Annotated in this window: 14 protein-coding genes and 1 other RNA gene (1 of these 15 only partly in view); 1 reads left to right on the forward strand and 14 read right to left on the reverse strand. The window is 51.7% G+C overall.

The window, feature by feature from the left end:
- The 13 genes from dnaX to rpoE all read right to left on the reverse strand — a co-directional run.
- Nucleotides 1-1524, reverse strand: partial view of a DNA polymerase III subunit gamma/tau gene (dnaX, locus tag KZ483_RS00410; protein ID WP_220350856.1) — the 5' portion only. The gene continues 282 nt to the left of window position 1, outside the view; 1524 of the gene's 1806 nt are visible here — the first part of the coding sequence; the start codon lies at nt 1522-1524; its stop codon lies beyond the left edge, outside the window.
- Between the two features lie 121 nt (nt 1525-1645).
- Nucleotides 1646-3094 (reverse strand): ATP-binding protein, encoded by a 1449-nt coding sequence (locus KZ483_RS00415; RefSeq protein ID WP_220350857.1) that lies wholly within the window; start codon nt 3092-3094, stop codon nt 1646-1648.
- Nucleotides 3095-3233: 139 nt separating this feature from the next.
- An RNA gene (ffs, locus tag KZ483_RS00420) (signal recognition particle sRNA large type) lies at nt 3234-3499 on the reverse strand.
- A gap of 105 nt (nt 3500-3604) precedes the next feature.
- Nucleotides 3605-4006: a hypothetical protein gene (locus KZ483_RS00425; protein ID WP_220350858.1), complete on the reverse strand. Its 402-nt coding sequence runs from the start codon at nt 4004-4006 to the stop codon at nt 3605-3607.
- Nucleotides 4007-4088: 82 nt separating this feature from the next.
- Nucleotides 4089-4286 (reverse strand): 50S ribosomal protein L31, encoded by a 198-nt coding sequence (gene rpmE, locus KZ483_RS00430; RefSeq protein ID WP_220350859.1) that lies wholly within the window; start codon nt 4284-4286, stop codon nt 4089-4091.
- 143 nt (nt 4287-4429) lie between these two features.
- Complete coding sequence (locus KZ483_RS00435; protein ID WP_220350860.1) at nt 4430-5065, reverse strand: FMN-dependent NADH-azoreductase; 636 nt, start codon at nt 5063-5065, stop codon at nt 4430-4432.
- A gap of 291 nt (nt 5066-5356) precedes the next feature.
- Nucleotides 5357-6607: a radical SAM family protein gene (locus KZ483_RS00440; RefSeq protein ID WP_220350861.1), complete on the reverse strand. Its 1251-nt coding sequence runs from the start codon at nt 6605-6607 to the stop codon at nt 5357-5359.
- Between the two features lie 42 nt (nt 6608-6649).
- Nucleotides 6650-8014: a transcription termination factor Rho gene (gene rho, locus KZ483_RS00445; RefSeq protein ID WP_220353178.1), complete on the reverse strand. Its 1365-nt coding sequence runs from the start codon at nt 8012-8014 to the stop codon at nt 6650-6652.
- A 105-nt stretch (nt 8015-8119) separates the two neighbouring features.
- Nucleotides 8120-9379, reverse strand: coding sequence for a UDP-N-acetylglucosamine 1-carboxyvinyltransferase (locus KZ483_RS00450; RefSeq protein ID WP_220350862.1), 1260 nt, complete (start codon nt 9377-9379; stop codon nt 8120-8122).
- 165 nt (nt 9380-9544) lie between these two features.
- Nucleotides 9545-10399 (reverse strand): class II fructose-1,6-bisphosphate aldolase, encoded by an 855-nt coding sequence (fba, locus tag KZ483_RS00455; RefSeq protein ID WP_220350863.1) that lies wholly within the window; start codon nt 10397-10399, stop codon nt 9545-9547.
- A 200-nt stretch (nt 10400-10599) separates the two neighbouring features.
- Nucleotides 10600-10998 (reverse strand): response regulator, encoded by a 399-nt coding sequence (locus KZ483_RS00460; protein ID WP_220350864.1) that lies wholly within the window; start codon nt 10996-10998, stop codon nt 10600-10602.
- A 126-nt stretch (nt 10999-11124) separates the two neighbouring features.
- Complete coding sequence (locus KZ483_RS00465) at nt 11125-12729, reverse strand: CTP synthase (protein WP_220350865.1); 1605 nt, start codon at nt 12727-12729, stop codon at nt 11125-11127.
- Nucleotides 12730-12942: 213 nt separating this feature from the next.
- Entirely contained in the window at nt 12943-13527 is a 585-nt protein-coding gene (gene rpoE / locus KZ483_RS00470; RefSeq protein WP_220350866.1) for a DNA-directed RNA polymerase subunit delta, read from the reverse strand.
- A 345-nt stretch (nt 13528-13872) separates the two neighbouring features.
- On the opposite strand from rpoE, the gene KZ483_RS00475 reads away from it, so the two are divergent.
- Complete coding sequence (locus KZ483_RS00475; RefSeq protein ID WP_258881483.1) at nt 13873-15006, forward strand: S8 family peptidase; 1134 nt, start codon at nt 13873-13875, stop codon at nt 15004-15006.
- Between the two features lie 17 nt (nt 15007-15023).
- Here KZ483_RS00475 and argS read toward each other — a convergent pair whose 3' ends face one another.
- Nucleotides 15024-16703 carry an arginine--tRNA ligase gene (gene argS, locus KZ483_RS00480; RefSeq protein WP_220350868.1) on the reverse strand — a complete coding sequence of 560 codons (1680 nt, stop codon included), beginning with the start codon at nt 16701-16703 and terminating at the stop codon, nt 15024-15026.
- Nucleotides 16704-16732: the final 29 nt, after the last annotated feature.

Below are 16732 nucleotides of genomic sequence, written 5' to 3' on the forward strand. Positions count from 1 at the left end.
AACAGTATTGTCAACCGCCGATACCGGCTCGCCGTCAACGAGCCAGGCATGAACGGTAATACGCGCTTCCTTGACACGCTGCAAAATTTCGCTCCATTTCATTCGCACCTGCCCGGTTGCTTGACTCTCTGCGGCTGCAAGGAACGGCTCCAGCTTCACGGAAGCCCGGGCGATTCCCCCTGCAGAGGAAGCAGCGGCGCTGCGGTTGCCAAAGCCTGCGCTTCGGCTGCTCCGCGACGCTGCTCCTTCGGAGGCGGCAGCGGCCGTTTCCCCGCTGGAAGGCTGAACGCCAGAACGAAGCATCTGCTCCAGCTTCCGCTCAAGCGATTCTACACGCTGCTGCAGCCTCGCCACTTCCGCCGGAGAAGCACCGCTTGAAGACGATGCAGCGCCGGTCTCGGCCGTACTCCGTTCGGCTGCCGCCAGGCCCGAGCCGGACTCCGGTAATGTGCAAATTTTCATAAGAGCGACTTCGAAAATCGTTTGAGGCAAAGAGGCATGTCGTATTTCCGCTTGGTACTGGTTCAATACGTCAATCATGCGAAACAGACGCTCCGCGCTGAATGATTCCGCCACCGAACGGTACTGTTCCTGATCCACGATACGTTCGGTCGAGGTGCGGCCATTGGGCGCCAGCTTGATCACGAGCAGGTCCCGAAAATAGTATACTAAATTTTCGAGACACTTGTCCGCGCTTTTGCCCGCCTGCATAAGCCCTTCCACGAGCGGCAAGATAGCGCCTGCATCACGGCTCCGAACAGCCTCTGCCAACTGCGCGAACTGTTCTACAGCAAGCCCGCCGGTGACGTCTACAGCATCCGCGAGCGTAATTCGTCCGCCTCCGTAGGCTGAAACCTGCTCAAGCAAACTAATCGCATCCCGCATCCCGCCGTCGGAGAGACGCGCGATATACGCAAGTGCATCATCCTCCGCTTGGATACCTTCTTGCTCGCAGATTTGACGCAGCCGCTCGGTCTGCTCAGGAAGAGACACCTGGCGGAAATCAAAACGCTGGCAGCGTGAAATGATTGTTGCCGGCAGTTTGTGCGGTTCTGTTGTCGCCAATATGAATATGACGTGGCCAGGCGGTTCCTCGAGTGTCTTTAATAACGCATTAAACGCTTCTGAGGTTAGCATGTGTACTTCGTCAATGATATACACTTTATTGCGGACTTCGGAAGGGGCATAACGAACCTTGTCCCGGATGTCACGAATCTCGTCGATGCCGCGATTGGATGCCGCATCAATCTCAACAACATCCATTACTGTTCCGGCGGTTATTCCGCGGCAGGCGTTGCATTCGTTGCATGGCTCCGGAGCCGGACCTCGCTCGCAGTTGATCGCCTTCGCCAACACTTTGGCCGCAGTCGTCTTACCTGTTCCGCGCGGACCGTTGAACAAATAGGCATGAGAAACACGCTGCTCGCGAATTGCATTTTGCAGCGTCTGGATTATATGCTGTTGGCCGACCATGTCCCGGAACGTCTGCGGACGCCAGGCGCGGTATAAAGCGATATGTGTCACGCGAACCGTTCCTTTCGGCTCTATTTACGGGCATACTGCCCGATTATCTTATTATACACGAAGGCGCGGGCAAGTTAAAACGGCATTACGCGGTCTTTTTTACGCTTTTATCAGACCCGCCTCAGAAAGGCAGCACAATGGTAAACAGCGCGCCCTTTTCATTTGATGCTGCTCTGACGAACCCCCCGAAATCGTGAAGAATCCGTTGACAAACCGAAAGCCCAAGCCCCGTCCCGTTCTGCTTCGTCGTTACGAAGGGGTCAAAAATGTTGTCCAGCATATGTACCGGGATACCCGGACCAGTATCTTGAATGTCAATCACAAGCCGCTTTGCCCCGGCATCCACTTCCATACGGCCACTTACCGTTAAAGTCCCTCCATTCGTCATGGCCTCAATTCCATTTTTACAAATATTCAAAAACACCTGCTTCAGCATCTCGCGGTCAGCCATCACGCGCGGCCATTGCCCCTCCGCGTCCAAGTGCACCGATACGCCATGCAGCAGGGCTTCGCTGGAAATCATAGGCATAATTTCGCGCAGTACGGCTTCCATATCAATTCTTTCATTTACGACATGCCTTGGCTTGCTTAGCATGAGAAACTCACTGACAAGATCGTTTATCCTATCAAGCTCCGTCAGCATAATATTCGTATATTCAACTTCTTTGTGCATGCCGCTTTCGGTTAACGTCTTACGGAACATTTGTAAAAAACCGCGAATCGCGGTAAGGGGGTTGCGAATTTCATGCGCTGCTCCCGCCGCAACCTGACCGATCATGGCAAGCCGGTCGCTTCGCTGCAGCTGGACCTCGAGCGAACGAAGATTCGTGACGTCTTTAAAAAGAATATAAGCGCCTTCCATCCGCCCCAGCGGATTACGAAAGAGGCCGACATCCATAAGCAGTTCAGTCAGTTTATCTTGCTGGAGCCACGTAAGCGGATGATTTCTCACAGGCGGCCCTCCTTCCAGCGCATTTCGAATAAGCGCAAACTCACTCGGGGCACTGGCAAAAAAACCGGAAAGCGGTTCATTTACAACGTCTGATTTGGTGACACCCAGCAGTTGACAGGCAAGCGGACTTATCTCGAGTATTCTCATATTCTCCGGATGTAGCAAAATAACGCCGATGTGATCATCCGCGAGCATCGTTTCCCCGAACCGCGTAATCAGGTTTCCCTCCTGTATCGGTTCTTGATCGTATAGGAGCAGCAGATAGAGCGCACCTTGATCGGTTTCTGCAAAGAGCTGTATCACATGAACGAAAGCGGCCGTTCCATCGGCCTTTTTCAAATGGACTGTTGCGGGTATGGTCATCCGTTGATTAAAGATGCCGGGAATATTAGTGTCAGGCTGCAAATTTAAGAACTCGATGTCCATTATCGTATTGAGTTTTCGCTGAAAAACCGCAGAGGCAGCATAACCGGTTTCTTTTAAAAACTGGGAATTGCAATGAATCATAGTTCCCTGTTCATCAACTGCAACAGCCATTGTTCGCGGTAACCGATTGGTATATTCACCCAGCGCCTCCAAGGTGAGACATATAAATGGCGCAGGTGGGATTTCGTACATGTTTATCCCCCTTTTTGTGCTCTGTTATGATTTCACTCGTCTCAAATTTAACAATAAAAAAACACCCTCGCAAGCCCACTAAGAGTCTTGTTTTGGATGTTGTTGGTTAGCCGATGATTCGTTTATCATCAAAAGTATACCGCGCACCTGTCTTCGATACATACGACCCGGGCGGCCATTTTAATCCAAGCTCGGGCCCGGCACTCCTCCGGCACATGAACGTACCCGCTTACGGCTGCTTCCTTCCGGACCTGACCGGGTTCACAGGCGTCCATTGCGGAGGACCAAACCGTCAACACTGTTCATAAAAACCAGCCCCGCATCGGCATGACCTCAGACAGGAATTCAACCTCGCTACAGCGGATTGCGAGTTACAGGGCACCGCTACCTCCCCGTCTAGCACGGCAGAACTAAGTATAACGCGTTCTGCCTCAAAGTGCAACCGCCAAGGACAAGTTATGCCGCTGAAGCATTGCGGATGATACGCAAGCACATTCCAGCCTGCAATAATTACCGCGCCGTCTTCACATGGACAGTGTAGCGCGGCATGTTTGAACTGAGAACTGTAAACACCGTCTCCCTCAGTTGCACCTCATCCACACCCGGTGCCGGCGTCAACGTCACGTATAGGTTCGGCCCCCGAAATTTTAAATTGTATTTCTCGAATCCCCCAACCTCTTTAAGCTTCCTTTCCACAAACTCCCCGTCAAGGCCGTAGTTAAGGAAAGATCCGTTACGGTTAGGAATACGGGGGTTGCTGTTCGAGATCCCCATATAGCCGTCCTGGCCGTACGATTTGGCATTCATGTTGTTGCTGCTGTCCCTGGTGACGCCGCATGCTGAAAGCGCAAGGGGTACAAGGAGTATGAGTGCAGCAAGCGGACGGGCTAAACGCTGAAGCAGTTGATCCATAAAAAAACCTCCCTTTAACCATAGGATGGCTGAGGGAGGTTCTTGTATTCTGCTAATTTTCGGCAGAAAAGGCTTGTTAAAATTAGATACCGTATTTCTTTTTGAATTTGTCGACGCGGCCACCGGCATCTAGGAACTTTTGCTTACCCGTAAAGAACGGGTGGCATGCTGAGCAAACCTCTACACGCAGGTTCTGTTTAATCGAACCGGATTCGAAGCTGTTTCCGCAAGCGCAAGTTACCGTAGCTGTATGGTATGTCGGATGAATTCCTTGTTTCATCGCGTTCACCTCTTTCTGCCCTGAGTCAACAGGCGGACCCAGAGTTAAAATACACACTTTCAACATTATAGCATGTCACGCTAGAGTGGCGCAATCATTAAGAAAAGAATCCCCTCGTGTGAGGGGATTCTTGTACAAGCTTTTTAGAAGCTCTTCGCCAATTCGCGTGCTTGTTGGATTGCTTTTTCTTTAATGGCCGGTGCTTGATCAGGTGTTGCAGCAACGCCTTCGATGAAGATACCTTCGAAGGAAGGTACGCCGAAAAATTGCATGATTGCTTTGAGGTACCGATGTCCCTGTTCGAAATCCTGCGCCGGACCTTGCGAATATACGCCGCCTGACGCTTGGATGTGAAGCGCTTTTTTGTCTGTCAACAAGCCTACCGGACCCTGTTCCGAATACTTGAATGTTTTACCTGCGATGGATACGGCATCGATGTAAGCTTTCAAAACCGGAGGGAATGAGAAGTTCCACATCGGATTTACGAAAATGTATTTGTCCGCAGCAACGAATTGATCAACGATTTCACCAAGACGAGTGACTTTAGACTGTTCGCCTGCGCTCAGTTGATCAAAAGAAGAGCCGCTTCTGAGTTTACCCCAGCCGGAAAAAACTTCGTTGTCGATTTGGGGGATATGCAAATTGTACAGGTCCAAATGAATAACTTCATCGGACGGATTCGCCGAACGGTAAGCCTCAACAAACTCCGAGCCGACAGCCAGGCTGTAGGAATTGCTGCTGTCGAGAGGGTGAGCGGTTACGTACAATACAGTTGCCACTTTAGAATCTCTCCTTATTAAATTAAATTTGTTATTATTCATTAATATATTATTTTAACATACTTACTTTTGTCAAGTACCTTTCTCAATATATTGTTACTTTGAAGAGCGCAGTTTTGCGTCGGCTTCTTAGATTTTCACCTTTACTCGGCGGATATACATTGAGACAGATTGCCAAATGGCTAGAGATGAGAACGGTAAAAGGCGAGCCGCGCTTTTGAAATATGCGCAACTCGCCTTGGATTACGTATTGGTTTCCGGGTTCCGAAGCCGTATCGGACCACAAGAATCCTACTTGACCGGTGAGGCAGGGACATGGGTATATGAACCGATCTGCACGTCAGGAAGCTCATCGGCGAAAATTTCCAGCATCTGCTTCATGCCGTAAATTTCACCCTGAGGCTTTGGAATAAGCTCCAGGTAGCTCTCGGGATCGATGTTTAAATTGCGCATCTGAATGAGACGAAGACCTGTACGCTTGATGAATCCGATCATAGCCTCGATCTCTTCCTCGCGGTCCGTGACACCCGGAAAAATCAGATAATTGATTGAGGTGTAAACCCCTTTATCAGCCGCGTAACGCAGCGACCTCTCGACATTCGCAAGGTTGTAGCCTCTAGGTTTGTAGTAGGCATTGTAGTGGTCGTCCAGGGCGCTTATGGTGCTTACCCGCATAAGGTTAAGACCGGCATCCACAATAGCGCGGATATGGTCCGTTAGCCCTGCGTTCGTGTTGATATTGATATATCCGAGCGATGTCTCGCTTCGCACGCGGCGCATCGCATCCACAATGATCTTCGCCTGCGTCGACGGCTCGCCTTCGCAGCCTTGACCGAAGCTAATAATGGAGTCCGGATGTTTTAAATGTTCGAGCATGATATCGACAACTTCATCAACAGTCGGCTTGAAATCCATTCGCGTTTGCGGGGCAGGGAAGCCGCTGTCGTCAGGCTGCTCGGAAATACAACCGTAGCATCCCGCGTTACAGGAGAAAGAAACCGGTACGGCTCCCTCCCACCTTTGCAGGAACGTATTCGATGCCGTTAAACACTCGTAACCGAGTGCGCAATTGGACAGATGCTTGTACAGCCTGTTCTCCGGGTATTTGGCGAGAAGACGCTCTACCTGGAGGTTGAGCTCATTGCGGTCGCAATTAAGCGGATTCCACCGCTCGGGATCGTCACATTTCTGGGCGGCTACGTAGAACCCGTCATCCTTCCACACAACGGCCGAATATCCGAAAAGAGGCAGCTTTTGGGTTTTATCCGTCTTAACATAGCTTGGAATGCAAAGCCGCGTGAAGCTTTGCGGAAGAAGTGCACCCACTGCTTGAACCTCACCCGGAAGCGGCCGGATCTCGCCTGAAGCCGCATGTATTCCGATCGGCCGCGTATAAGGCAGTCCCACAAGGGTTGCACCCTCCGGCAGCGGAATAAGCTCGTCTTCCATCAGTTCAATAACCATGTCGCCGCTGCGTCCAAGTCCAATCCAATCGGGATGATCGAACAAATTACCATGTTGGTCGGCATATACGAGATTCATGTTGTCCTCCTGAAATTCGAAAGCATACGATTATTCCGCATTTTAGGAGACAGGGGTCGAGCGCGTCGGACGCCTGCCTGCGTTTAAGTTTGAGCTTGAGCCCGGGTTTCCGCCGCCATTTGAAGAGCTTTGCGGTCTGGTTTTCTGAGGCTGTGACACTGCCGAGGTGTCCAGCGATGCAAGAAATTCTTCGTTATTCTTGGTATCAGCCAGCTTCTTCAAAAATCCGTCTACAAATTCCAGTGAATCGTTCATGTTCTTACGAATCGCCCACACTTTGTCCAGCTCTTCCTTCGTCAGCAGCATCTCTTCACGGCGAGTGCCCGAGCGGCGGATATCGAGTGCAGGGAATATGCGCCGTTCCGCAAGCTTGCGGTCGAGATGCAGCTCCATATTGCCGGTTCCTTTAAATTCCTCATAGATGATATCGTCCATCCGGGAACCCGTCTCAATAAGCGCCGTAGCCAATATCGTCAGGCTTCCGCCTTCTTCCACGTTACGGGCAGACCCGAAAAACCGTTTCGGACGGTGAAACGCCGCCGGATCGATACCCCCGCTCAGTGTTCTTCCCGATGCCGGCACTACCAGGTTGTAAGCGCGGGCAAGACGGGTTATGCTGTCCAGTAAAATCACGACGTCCTTCTTATGTTCCACCAATCGCAGCGCACGTTCTAGGACGAGTTCAGCAACCTTGATATGATTCTCCGGAAGCTCGTCAAACGTTGATGCAACAACCTCACCTTTAACGGAGCGCGACATATCGGTTACTTCCTCCGGCCGCTCGTCAATAAGAAGTACAAACAATTCAATTTCGGGATTGTTGGTGGAAATGCTGTTGGCAATCTCTTTCAGCAGCAATGTTTTGCCGGCTTTCGGCGGCGCTACAATAAGACCGCGTTGGCCGAGCCCGACAGGAGCAAGCAAATCCATAATACGCGTTGATAATTTGGATTGGGAAATTTCGAGAGCAAGCTTCTTTTCTGGATATAGAGGAGTAAGGGCTGGAAAATGTAGACGTTCGGCAGCGTGTTCGGGGCTTTCTCCATTGACGGCATTTACCTGCAGCAGACCGAAATAACGTTCGTTTTCCTTCGGTGGTCTGCATTTGCCTGAGACGAGGTCTCCCGTTCTTAGGTCGAACTTGCGAATTTGTGATGCCGAAATATAAATATCCTCGGTACTTGGCAAATAATTGATTGGCCTCAAGAAACCGTATCCTTCGGATAAAATCTCGAGAACGCCCTGCATAAACATAAGGCCGCCTTGTTCGGCCTGCGCACGGAGTATTGCAAAAATCAATTCTTTCTTCTTCAACTGGCCGTAATAAGGAATCTGAAACTGTTTGGCCAGTTTGTAAAGCTCTGTCAGCTTCATCTCTTCGAGATCCGCGATCTGAAGATCGGACATGTTATCACCAACTTTTTTCAATGATCATACTTCGTCTGCTTCATCCATCATTGCCGGAATCGACCCAATCTATTCCAGGCCGATTCATGACAGTATATCATTCTATTAATCCTGATCGTGGTCCCGCCAAACGTCAGCGCCAAGCATTCGCAGGTTATCCACCAAGTTGTCATAGCCCCGGTCTATGTATTCAACCCCGGTAATCTCCGTTATTCCTTCCGGTACGGTGAGCGCTGCGACTACAAGCGCTGCGCCTGCGCGCAAGTCGGCGGCTCGTACTTTGGCGGCATTGAGCGGTCCCCCCTCGACAATGGCAGAACGGCCTTCAACACGGATATTTGCGCCCATACGCGTCAATTCGGGTACATGCTTAAACCGGTTGCTGTAAATAAAGTCGCTCAATATGCTGACACCTTTCGCCTGGGTCAGCAGGCTGGTCATCGGGGATTGCAAATCGGTGGCAAAACCGGGGTACACAAGCGCTTTGACATCAATCGCCTCGTAGCTGGGCTGACCGACAATACGAATCGATTCATCCATCTCGTAAACATGAACGCCCATCTCCTGCAGCTTGGCGGTGACGGCTTCCATATGCTTCGGTATGACATTATCAATAAGAACGTCGCCGCGCGTTGCTGCAGCGGCAATCATGTATGTGCCTGCCTGAATTCTATCGGGAATAATGGAGTGTCGGCAGCCGTGCAAGCGGTCGACCCCTTCAATTCGGATCGTCTCCGTTCCGGCTCCTTTGATTTTGGCGCCCATCGCGCTCAGAAGAGTAGCTACATCTATAATTTCAGGCTCTTTTGCCGCGTTTTCGATAACTGTAAAGCCTTTGGCCCGGGAGGCCGCCAGCATAATATTAATTGTCGCACCGACACTGACAACATCGAGATATATTTTTGCGCCACGCAGTTCTTTAGCTGTAATTCGCACCGATCCGTGATCATTCGTCACCACGGCACCAAGGGCTTCGAAGCCTTTGATATGCTGTTCAATCGGCCTTGGTTCGAAGTTGCATCCTCCTGGCAGACCAATTGTCGCTTCGCCGAAACGACCGAGCATCGCACCCATTAAGTAATAAGAGGCACGAAGCAGCTTTACTTTTCCATTAGGCATAGGGATCGAGCCCATCCCCGAAGGATCGATTGTAATCGAATCCCCACTTCTAGTTACGGTACCGCCAAGCTCGCGCAGGATGTCGCTGTATACCGCAACATCGCTGATGAGAGGTAAATTATCCAGTATAACCGTCGACTCCGCCAGAATTGCCGCGGGCAGAAGAGCGACCGCGCTGTTCTTCGCCCCGCTTATTTGAACGGTGCCGCGCAGCGGTAGTCCGCCGCGTATCATTAATTTTTCCATCAGTCTCATTATCCTCCCATTCGGAAGGGAACAAAGGAAAAACCGCCGCACCCGCTTCGAAGTTTCGGCGCCCAAACTCTTCACCGGTATAAATAAGTAACGGTGAGACGACGACGCCGGCTTCAAAGAGAGCCTTACATGGCGGTTTATACCTTGCTCCGGTAGTTACGCTTGATTGCTGCTGCCGAACAGCCGGATTTTCTCTTGAACTACAGCTTTCATTGCGTTGCGTGCAGGCGTTAAATATTTGCGCGGATCATAAACGGTTGCATTGCCGCCTAGCACTTCGCGGATCGCGTTCGTGCAAGCTACCTGATTTTCGGTGTTTACGTTGATTTTGCCGACGCCGGCTTGGATGGACAGACGAATCGCTTCGTCCGGTACGCCGGAACCGCCATGCAGAACAACCGGTACCGGAATGGCATCGGCTACTTTTTGAATGATATCATAATGAATTTTCGGCTCGCCTTTGTACATGCCGTGAGCTGTACCAACTGCAATTGCGAGGCAATCTACGCCGGTTTCTTCGTAGAAGCGGATTGCTTCTTCCGGTTTGGCCAGGGATGCATGCTCTTCATCGACGCTGATATCGTCCTCGACGCCGCCGATTGTGCCAAGCTCGCCTTCAACGGAGACGCCCATTGCGCGCGCCGCCTTAACGACTTGTTTCGTGAGCTCGATATTTTCTTCGAGTCCATAGTGGGATCCGTCGAACATAACGGATGAGAAGCCCGCACGGATACATTTCATCGCTACTTCAAAGCTGCTGCCGTGGTCAAGGTGAAGCGCGATCGGCAGACCCGATTGTTTCGCTGCCGCTTCAGCGATGGCGACGGTGAATTCCATGCCCATGTACTTCAAAGCGCCTTCGGAAACACCAAAAATAAAGGGCGATTTTTCTTCCATTGCGGCCTCGACGATCGCTTGCGCGAACTCCAGGTTGTTCATATTGAACTGACCGACCGCGAACTTGTTTGCTTTTGCCATAGGTAAAAACTCATTCATAGATACAAGTGGCATAATTTCTCTTTCCTCCTAATCGTTTTTTGCTTCATCGGTCAGACGTCTACGAAATCGCAGAAAACTGGCACCGGAAGCAATCTCTTCCGCATGCATTCTGCGTTATTATACCACAACCCGGGTTTGTTTGGTACAGGTCTTTGGAACGCTGAAGGGCAGTAATATGCGTGGTAATTTCCGGAAAAAAAGAGCCCTGATTATCAGGACCCGATTGCGTACCAGCTATTCGATTCTCCGCCATGAAGCTGCAGGTTAACGGCCATCCGCATTTCGTCGATGTCGAACGGTTTCGTGAAATGCATCAAAGCGCCGTGGTCGGTCGCCTCCTTGATCATATCGAGCTCACCGTAAGCGGTCATCATGATCACCTTGATTTCTTTGTTGATCGCTTTGATGTGCTTCAATATCTCAAGCCCGTCCATCCCTGGAATTTTCATATCTAGCAGCACTAGGTTAGGAGTTTCGTTCTTTACGATTTCAAGCGCCAATTTTCCGTTAGAGGCTTGAAAAGTTTCATAGCCCTCACTACTGAACACTTCCATCAGCAAGACGCGAATACCGTTTTGATCGTCCACGATCAACACTTTCTTCTTATCCAACTTAAAACCTCCTACGAATGCGCGAAAATTTGCACGATATGGTCAACTCTTCCATAATCGTTAATTTATTCGCTTTAATGCATCCATTATCCTGCTTCGTATTGGAAAAAAACCTGATCTAAAAAATCAGCATTCCGATTTCTTCAGCGCAGCTCTTACGAAACCGCGGAAAAGTGATTGCGGACGGTTCGGCCTTGAAGTAAATTCCGGATGGAATTGAACCGCGAGAAACCATGGATGACCAGGCAGCTCGATCATCTCGACAAGACGTCCGTCAGGAGACGTCCCGGAAATACGCAGGCCGGCGGATTCGATTCTTTCTCGATATTCATTGTTGAATTCGTATCTATGACGATGACGTTCATAAACGAGCCCACCCTCGTATTCGCGCTCGGCCAGCGAGCCCGGCGCAAGCTTACATGGATATAAGCCAAGGCGCATTGTACCGCCAAGATCTTCAATGTCCTTCTGCTCCGGCAGCAAATCAATAACCGGATATGGAGTGGAAGGATTGATCTCGGAGCTGTTCGCGTCTTCAAACCCCACAACATTGCGCGCATATTCAATAACCGCAACCTGCATGCCGAGGCATATGCCGAAGAAAGGCACTTGATGCTCCCGCGCATACCGAATCGCCGTGATTTTCCCTTCAATTCCCCGGTCTCCGAAGCCGCCCGGCACCAGAATGCCATCGACGCCCTGCAGCTCGTTCGCTACGTTCTGCTCGGTAATTTCCTCCGCATTCACCCAACGAAGCTTTACATCCGCATCGGCGTCAAAGCCGGCATGACTAAGCGATTCGACAATGCTCAAATAAGCATCGTGCAGCGCTACGTATTTGCCGACGATGGCGATTTCAGTCGTTCGGCTCAGCCGCTTCACGCGCCGTACGAGATCTTCCCACTCCGTCATATCCGGCGGCGTCGTCGTCAGCTTCAGATGATTGACTACGATTTCGTCGAGTCCCTGCTCACGCAAGTTAAGCGGAACCTCATATAAGGTAGAAGCATCCCGGCACTCCACAACTGCATTCGCGTCAATATCGCAGAACAACGCTATTTTCCGCTTCAAATCATCCGCCAGCGCGTGCTCTGTACGGCAAACGATAACATTCGGTTGAATCCCGATGCTTCTGAGTTCCTTGACGCTGTGCTGCGTGGGCTTCGTCTTCACTTCGCCCGCCGCTTTAATGTACGGTATCAGCGTGACGTGAATGTACATGACATTATCGCGTCCGATATCGCTCTTGATTTGGCGGATCGCTTCGAGAAACGGCAAGCTCTCGATGTCGCCCACCGTGCCTCCAATTTCAGTTATGACAACGTCCGATCCAGTCTCTTTGCCCGCGCGGAATACACGGTCCTTGATCTCGTTCGTAATGTGGGGTATGACCTGTACGGTACCTCCAAGATACTCGCCGCGGCGCTCCTTGGTGATAACGGTGGAATAAATCTTCCCTGTTGTTACGTTGCTGTTTTTGGAAAGATTAATGTCGATGAAGCGCTCATAATGGCCCAAATCGAGATCGGTTTCCGCTCCGTCGTCCGTTACGAATACTTCTCCGTGCTGATAAGGACTCATCGTTCCCGGGTCAACGTTGATATACGGATCAAATTTCTGAATGGTCACTTTAAGACCACGGTTCTTTAGCAATCGACCGAGTGAAGCCGCTGTTATGCCCTTGCCCAGGGACGAAACGACACCGCCGGTTACAAAAATGTATTTGGTCACTGATGATACCCTCCACGCTAGTATATTAAAGTATAGGATTGCCCATTTTCGATACAAAAATGGAGCAAAAAAAGAAAAAAGTGACACCCGTATAAACGGGGGCACTTTCTGGATTGGCTTATTTCTTCTTGTCCGAACTTGAAGCCCATGCAATAGTTTACTCTTCGGGGCTGCTCCATGTCAAGGAGAATAAGGCGGCTTTTTACAGTCCGTTTACTTCTCCTCTTCTTCGTCGTCTTCGTCATCATCGAAGTCGGCATCCTCTTCTTCCGCTTCTTCGCCCGCTGCATCGACATCTTCCTCGATCTGCTCATCTTCGAGCTCTTCGTCGTCGATCAACACTTCTTCGTCGACTTCGGCTTCTTCTTCCTCCGGTTCGTCGAAAATCTCTTGATCTTCGTCGTAGGTATCGAAGTCCTCATCATCGGCAGTATAGGTTTCTTCTTCCTCGTCCGGATACAAATCGTCATCGTCGTCGTCATCATCGTTAATGATACGAGGGCGCTTGGCGTTGCCTACCGGATCCTCGGAACGTTCCACCGGATACCAGCGTTTAAGCCCCCACATATTGCTGCCGACGCACGCAAAACGTCCGTCGATGTTTATTTCCGTATATACTTGCGCAATCACTTGGTTGATTTCATCTTGGGACAAGCCCCTGATCTTGGCGATTTCTATCATGATATCCCGATAGTAAAACGGCGTATTGGCTGCTTTAAGCAGTTCAAAAGCCAAATCAACCATGGGCATTTCCTTGATACGCTCCGGATCGAGCTTCAAGGTGATCTCGCTGCTCATTTTGGACACTTCCTCTCATGTCAACTGCTGCAAACGTGCATGCAATCCATTATCAACCTATAGTAAAACCTATTTCTTTCAAAAAAGCAAGTGACCGGGCGCTTCCGGTCAAAAAAGAAAAAGCGAAGGGCATCCCTTCGCTTTGACTGTATCCTTCCGGATCGTGCGGCTGCATCCTATCCGGGCAAGAGGCGATGAACGACTCTTGGTTTATACTATGTCCCTCAGCGGCGAATGACACGGTTTTGAAGCCTAATTATGTGAAAAAAGGTCACTCGCTCATACGGCTTGTTACTCCCCTTCATACAATACTGCAGCATGGTCCGCCTTGGAGGTGCCGCCAAATTGGACAGATCCGCAATTGTCCGCCTGCTGCAGAATGCGCTATCCAAACCCCCGAACGGCGCAAAGCGCTGTATTGTCCGCTTTCCGCAGCACAGCGATTATCGGCGCTTCCTCCAAGAATGGTCGGAGTTGAAGGCGCCGCACTCTCCGGGGAATGCCGTCATACACCTGCCCTTAATTGAAGCTTTCTCTCTCCCCCTAACGGACGGGCGGTCCGCAGCCCAGCTGCGCAGGAGCGCGTGGGTCGAAGACGACCCGCTTCTGTCGGTGCATGGTACGGTTTATAAGCCCGCCGCACGCGAGAAAGGCATTCCCTGGGGCGTTCAGGAAATCAAAGCACCACAGGCCTGGAGCACGACAACCGGCCACCGGATTAAAATCGGCGTCATCGATACCGGTGTCGACTTCAGCCACCCGGATTTGAGGCAATCTCTCGCAAGAGGCATTAATTTGTTGAATCGCGCCGCTCCTCCCCATGACGATAATGGGCATGGCACACATATTGCGGGCACAATTGCCGCAGCCAACCAGATGCAGGGCATGATCGGCGTCGCGCCCAGATCAATCGTTTATCCGGTAAAAGCGTTCGACCAGAACGGCAGCGCTTTTGTCTCGGATATTATTCTCGGAATCGATTGGTGCGTACGTAACGGGATGGATATCATCAACATGAGCTTCGGGATGAAGACCCGCAGTAAATCGCTGCTGAATGCCGTGACCAACGCTTTCAACTCGGGTGTAATCGTCGTCGCCTCCTCCGGAAACGACGGCAAACGAAAGTCGGTCGACTACCCCGCGAAATATCCGCAGACGATATCCGTAGGCGCCACTAACCGTCTGAGGCGGATTGCGCCTTTCAGCAACCGGGGCATCTATATTGATATTTACGCACCCGGAGACAAGATACTCTCATCGTGGCTGCGCGGTAAGTACAATGAAATGAGCGGAACCTCGATGGCCACGTCCCATGTCAGCGGCGCCATTGCGCTGCTCCTGGCCTATCGGCCGGGGCTGTCGCCGGCCGAGATAAAATCGATTCTTAAGCGGTCGATGCTGCCGCTTAGAGGCTCAAAAGCTCCCCGGTTCACCGGGGAGCTGGATGTAATGCGTATGCTGACGGCCGCGGACCGATAGGTTTGCGGCCGCCGGCGCTACATACGGTCAGGTGCGGAAACGCCGACCAACCTCAGCACGCCCGCGATTACATTGCGGACGGCGGCAAGAAGCGCGAGCCGCGCCTGGGTCTGGGCGGCATCCTCTGTAATGACGCGCTCCGCTTTATAGTAGCTATGGAACAGCGAAGCCAGCTCGTACACATAGCGAACGAGCCGGTGAGGGGCGTACTGCTCCGCCGCCTCCGCTATTTCCTGCGGCAGCTCGCCCATTTTGCGCAGCAGGTCGTACTCGTGCTCTGCGGCGAGCTTGCTGAAATCTACCGAATCAAGCGGCAGCATTTGCAACCCCTGTTCCTCCGCCTGGCGAAAAATGCTGCAGATGCGTGCATGGGCATATTGAACGTAGAACACCGGGTTTTCGTTAGAAGTCGAGATGGCAAGATCCATGTCGAAGTCCAAATGCGAGTCCATGCTGCGCATCGTAAAGAAATAACGGATGGCATCAACTCCGACTTCATCCATCAAATCTTCCATCGTGACCGCTTTGCCGGTCCGTTTGGACATTTTGACCTTCTCGCCGTTCTGGTACAGGCTTACCATCTGCGCGATAAGCACGACCAGCTTCTGCGGGTCGTTGCCGAGCGCGGCCATTGCCGCTTTCACACGGGGAATATAACCGTGATGGTCGGCTCCCCAGATATTGATCATCCTGTCGAAGCCGCGTCCGAATTTGTCGCGGTGATAGGCGATGTCCGGCGTCAAATAGGTGTATGAGCCGTCATTTTTCACGAGTACGCGGTTTTTGTCATCCCCGTAGGGCATTGTCGACAGCCACGTTGCGCCTTCCTCTTCAAACACCTGACCCCGTTCGCGAAGCGCGTCGAGGGCCTTCTCGACCTGGCCGCTCTCGTACAGCTTCGTCTCACTGTACCACTCGTCGAATGTGACCCGGAACCGGCCAAGGTCGCGTTTGATTTTGTTGAGTTCACGTTCAAGGCCGTATTCGCGGAAGAAGGTAAAGCGCTCCTCTTCCGGCAGCGACAGCAACCGGGCTCCTTCCGTCTCGACGAGCGCTTTGGCAAAGCCGACGATATCTTCGCCGTGGTAGCCGTCTACGGGCATGGCGGCTTCCTGGCCGAGCGCCTGCTTATAACGAGCTTCGATCGATCTCGCCAAATTGGCTACCTGGTTGCCTGCATCGTTGATGTAATATTCACGCGTGACTTTGTAGCCGGCATAATCGAGTACATTGCAGAGCGCATCGCCGACCGCCGCGCCGCGTGCATGTCCCAAATGCAGGCTTCCCGTTGGATTCGCGCTGACGAACTCCACCTGAACCCGCTGCCCCTGGCCGGCATCAATCCGGCCATAGTCCTCGCCTTTTTCCAGCACTTCGCCGATTACCGGATAGAGATAGCCCTTGTCGATGCGGAAGTTGATAAAGCCCGGCCCTGCGATTTCCGCTGATTCGATCAAGGCCTTGCGCGTATCGAGATGCGCCACGATCGCCTCCGCGATCTGACGCGGATTCTTCTTGGCCAGCTTCGTCAGCTGCATCGCCGCGTTTGTGGCCAAATCGCCGTGCGCCTTCTCCTTAGGGACTTCAAGCACGAAGACCGGAAGCTCTTCCCGAGCCGCAAGACCTGCCGCAACAACCGCATCCGCGATCGCTTCTTTAATCTGTTGGTTCAGCCGCTCAATGACATTTGTTTTCATCGTTTTTGTGACCTCCTGAAATTTTTCGC

This window comes from Paenibacillus sp. sptzw28 (assembly GCF_019550795.1).
GTDB lineage: Bacteria > Bacillota > Bacilli > Paenibacillales > Paenibacillaceae > Paenibacillus_Z.

What these genes read in the sequence shown, in the direction of transcription:
- fba (WP_220350863.1), bottom strand. Translation starts at nt 10,399, where the DNA reads ATGCCACTTGTATCTATGAATGAGTTTTTACCTATGGCAAAAGCAAAC.
- rpoE (WP_220350866.1), bottom strand. Translation starts at nt 13,527, where the DNA reads ATGAGCAGCGAGATCACCTTGAAGCTCGATCCGGAGCGTATCAAGGAA.
- rpmE (WP_220350859.1), bottom strand. Translation starts at nt 4,286, where the DNA reads ATGAAACAAGGAATTCATCCGACATACCATACAGCTACGGTAACTTGC.
- KZ483_RS00415 (WP_220350857.1), bottom strand. Translation starts at nt 3,094, where the DNA reads ATGTACGAAATCCCACCTGCGCCATTTATATGTCTCACCTTGGAGGCG.
- KZ483_RS00425 (WP_220350858.1), bottom strand. Translation starts at nt 4,006, where the DNA reads ATGGATCAACTGCTTCAGCGTTTAGCCCGTCCGCTTGCTGCACTCATA.
- KZ483_RS00440 (WP_220350861.1), bottom strand. Translation starts at nt 6,607, where the DNA reads ATGAATCTCGTATATGCCGACCAACATGGTAATTTGTTCGATCATCCC.
- rho (WP_220353178.1), bottom strand. Translation starts at nt 8,014, where the DNA reads ATGTCCGATCTTCAGATCGCGGATCTCGAAGAGATGAAGCTGACAGAG.
- argS (WP_220350868.1), bottom strand. Translation starts at nt 16,703, where the DNA reads ATGAAAACAAATGTCATTGAGCGGCTGAACCAACAGATTAAAGAAGCG.
- KZ483_RS00450 (WP_220350862.1), bottom strand. Translation starts at nt 9,379, where the DNA reads ATGGAAAAATTAATGATACGCGGCGGACTACCGCTGCGCGGCACCGTT.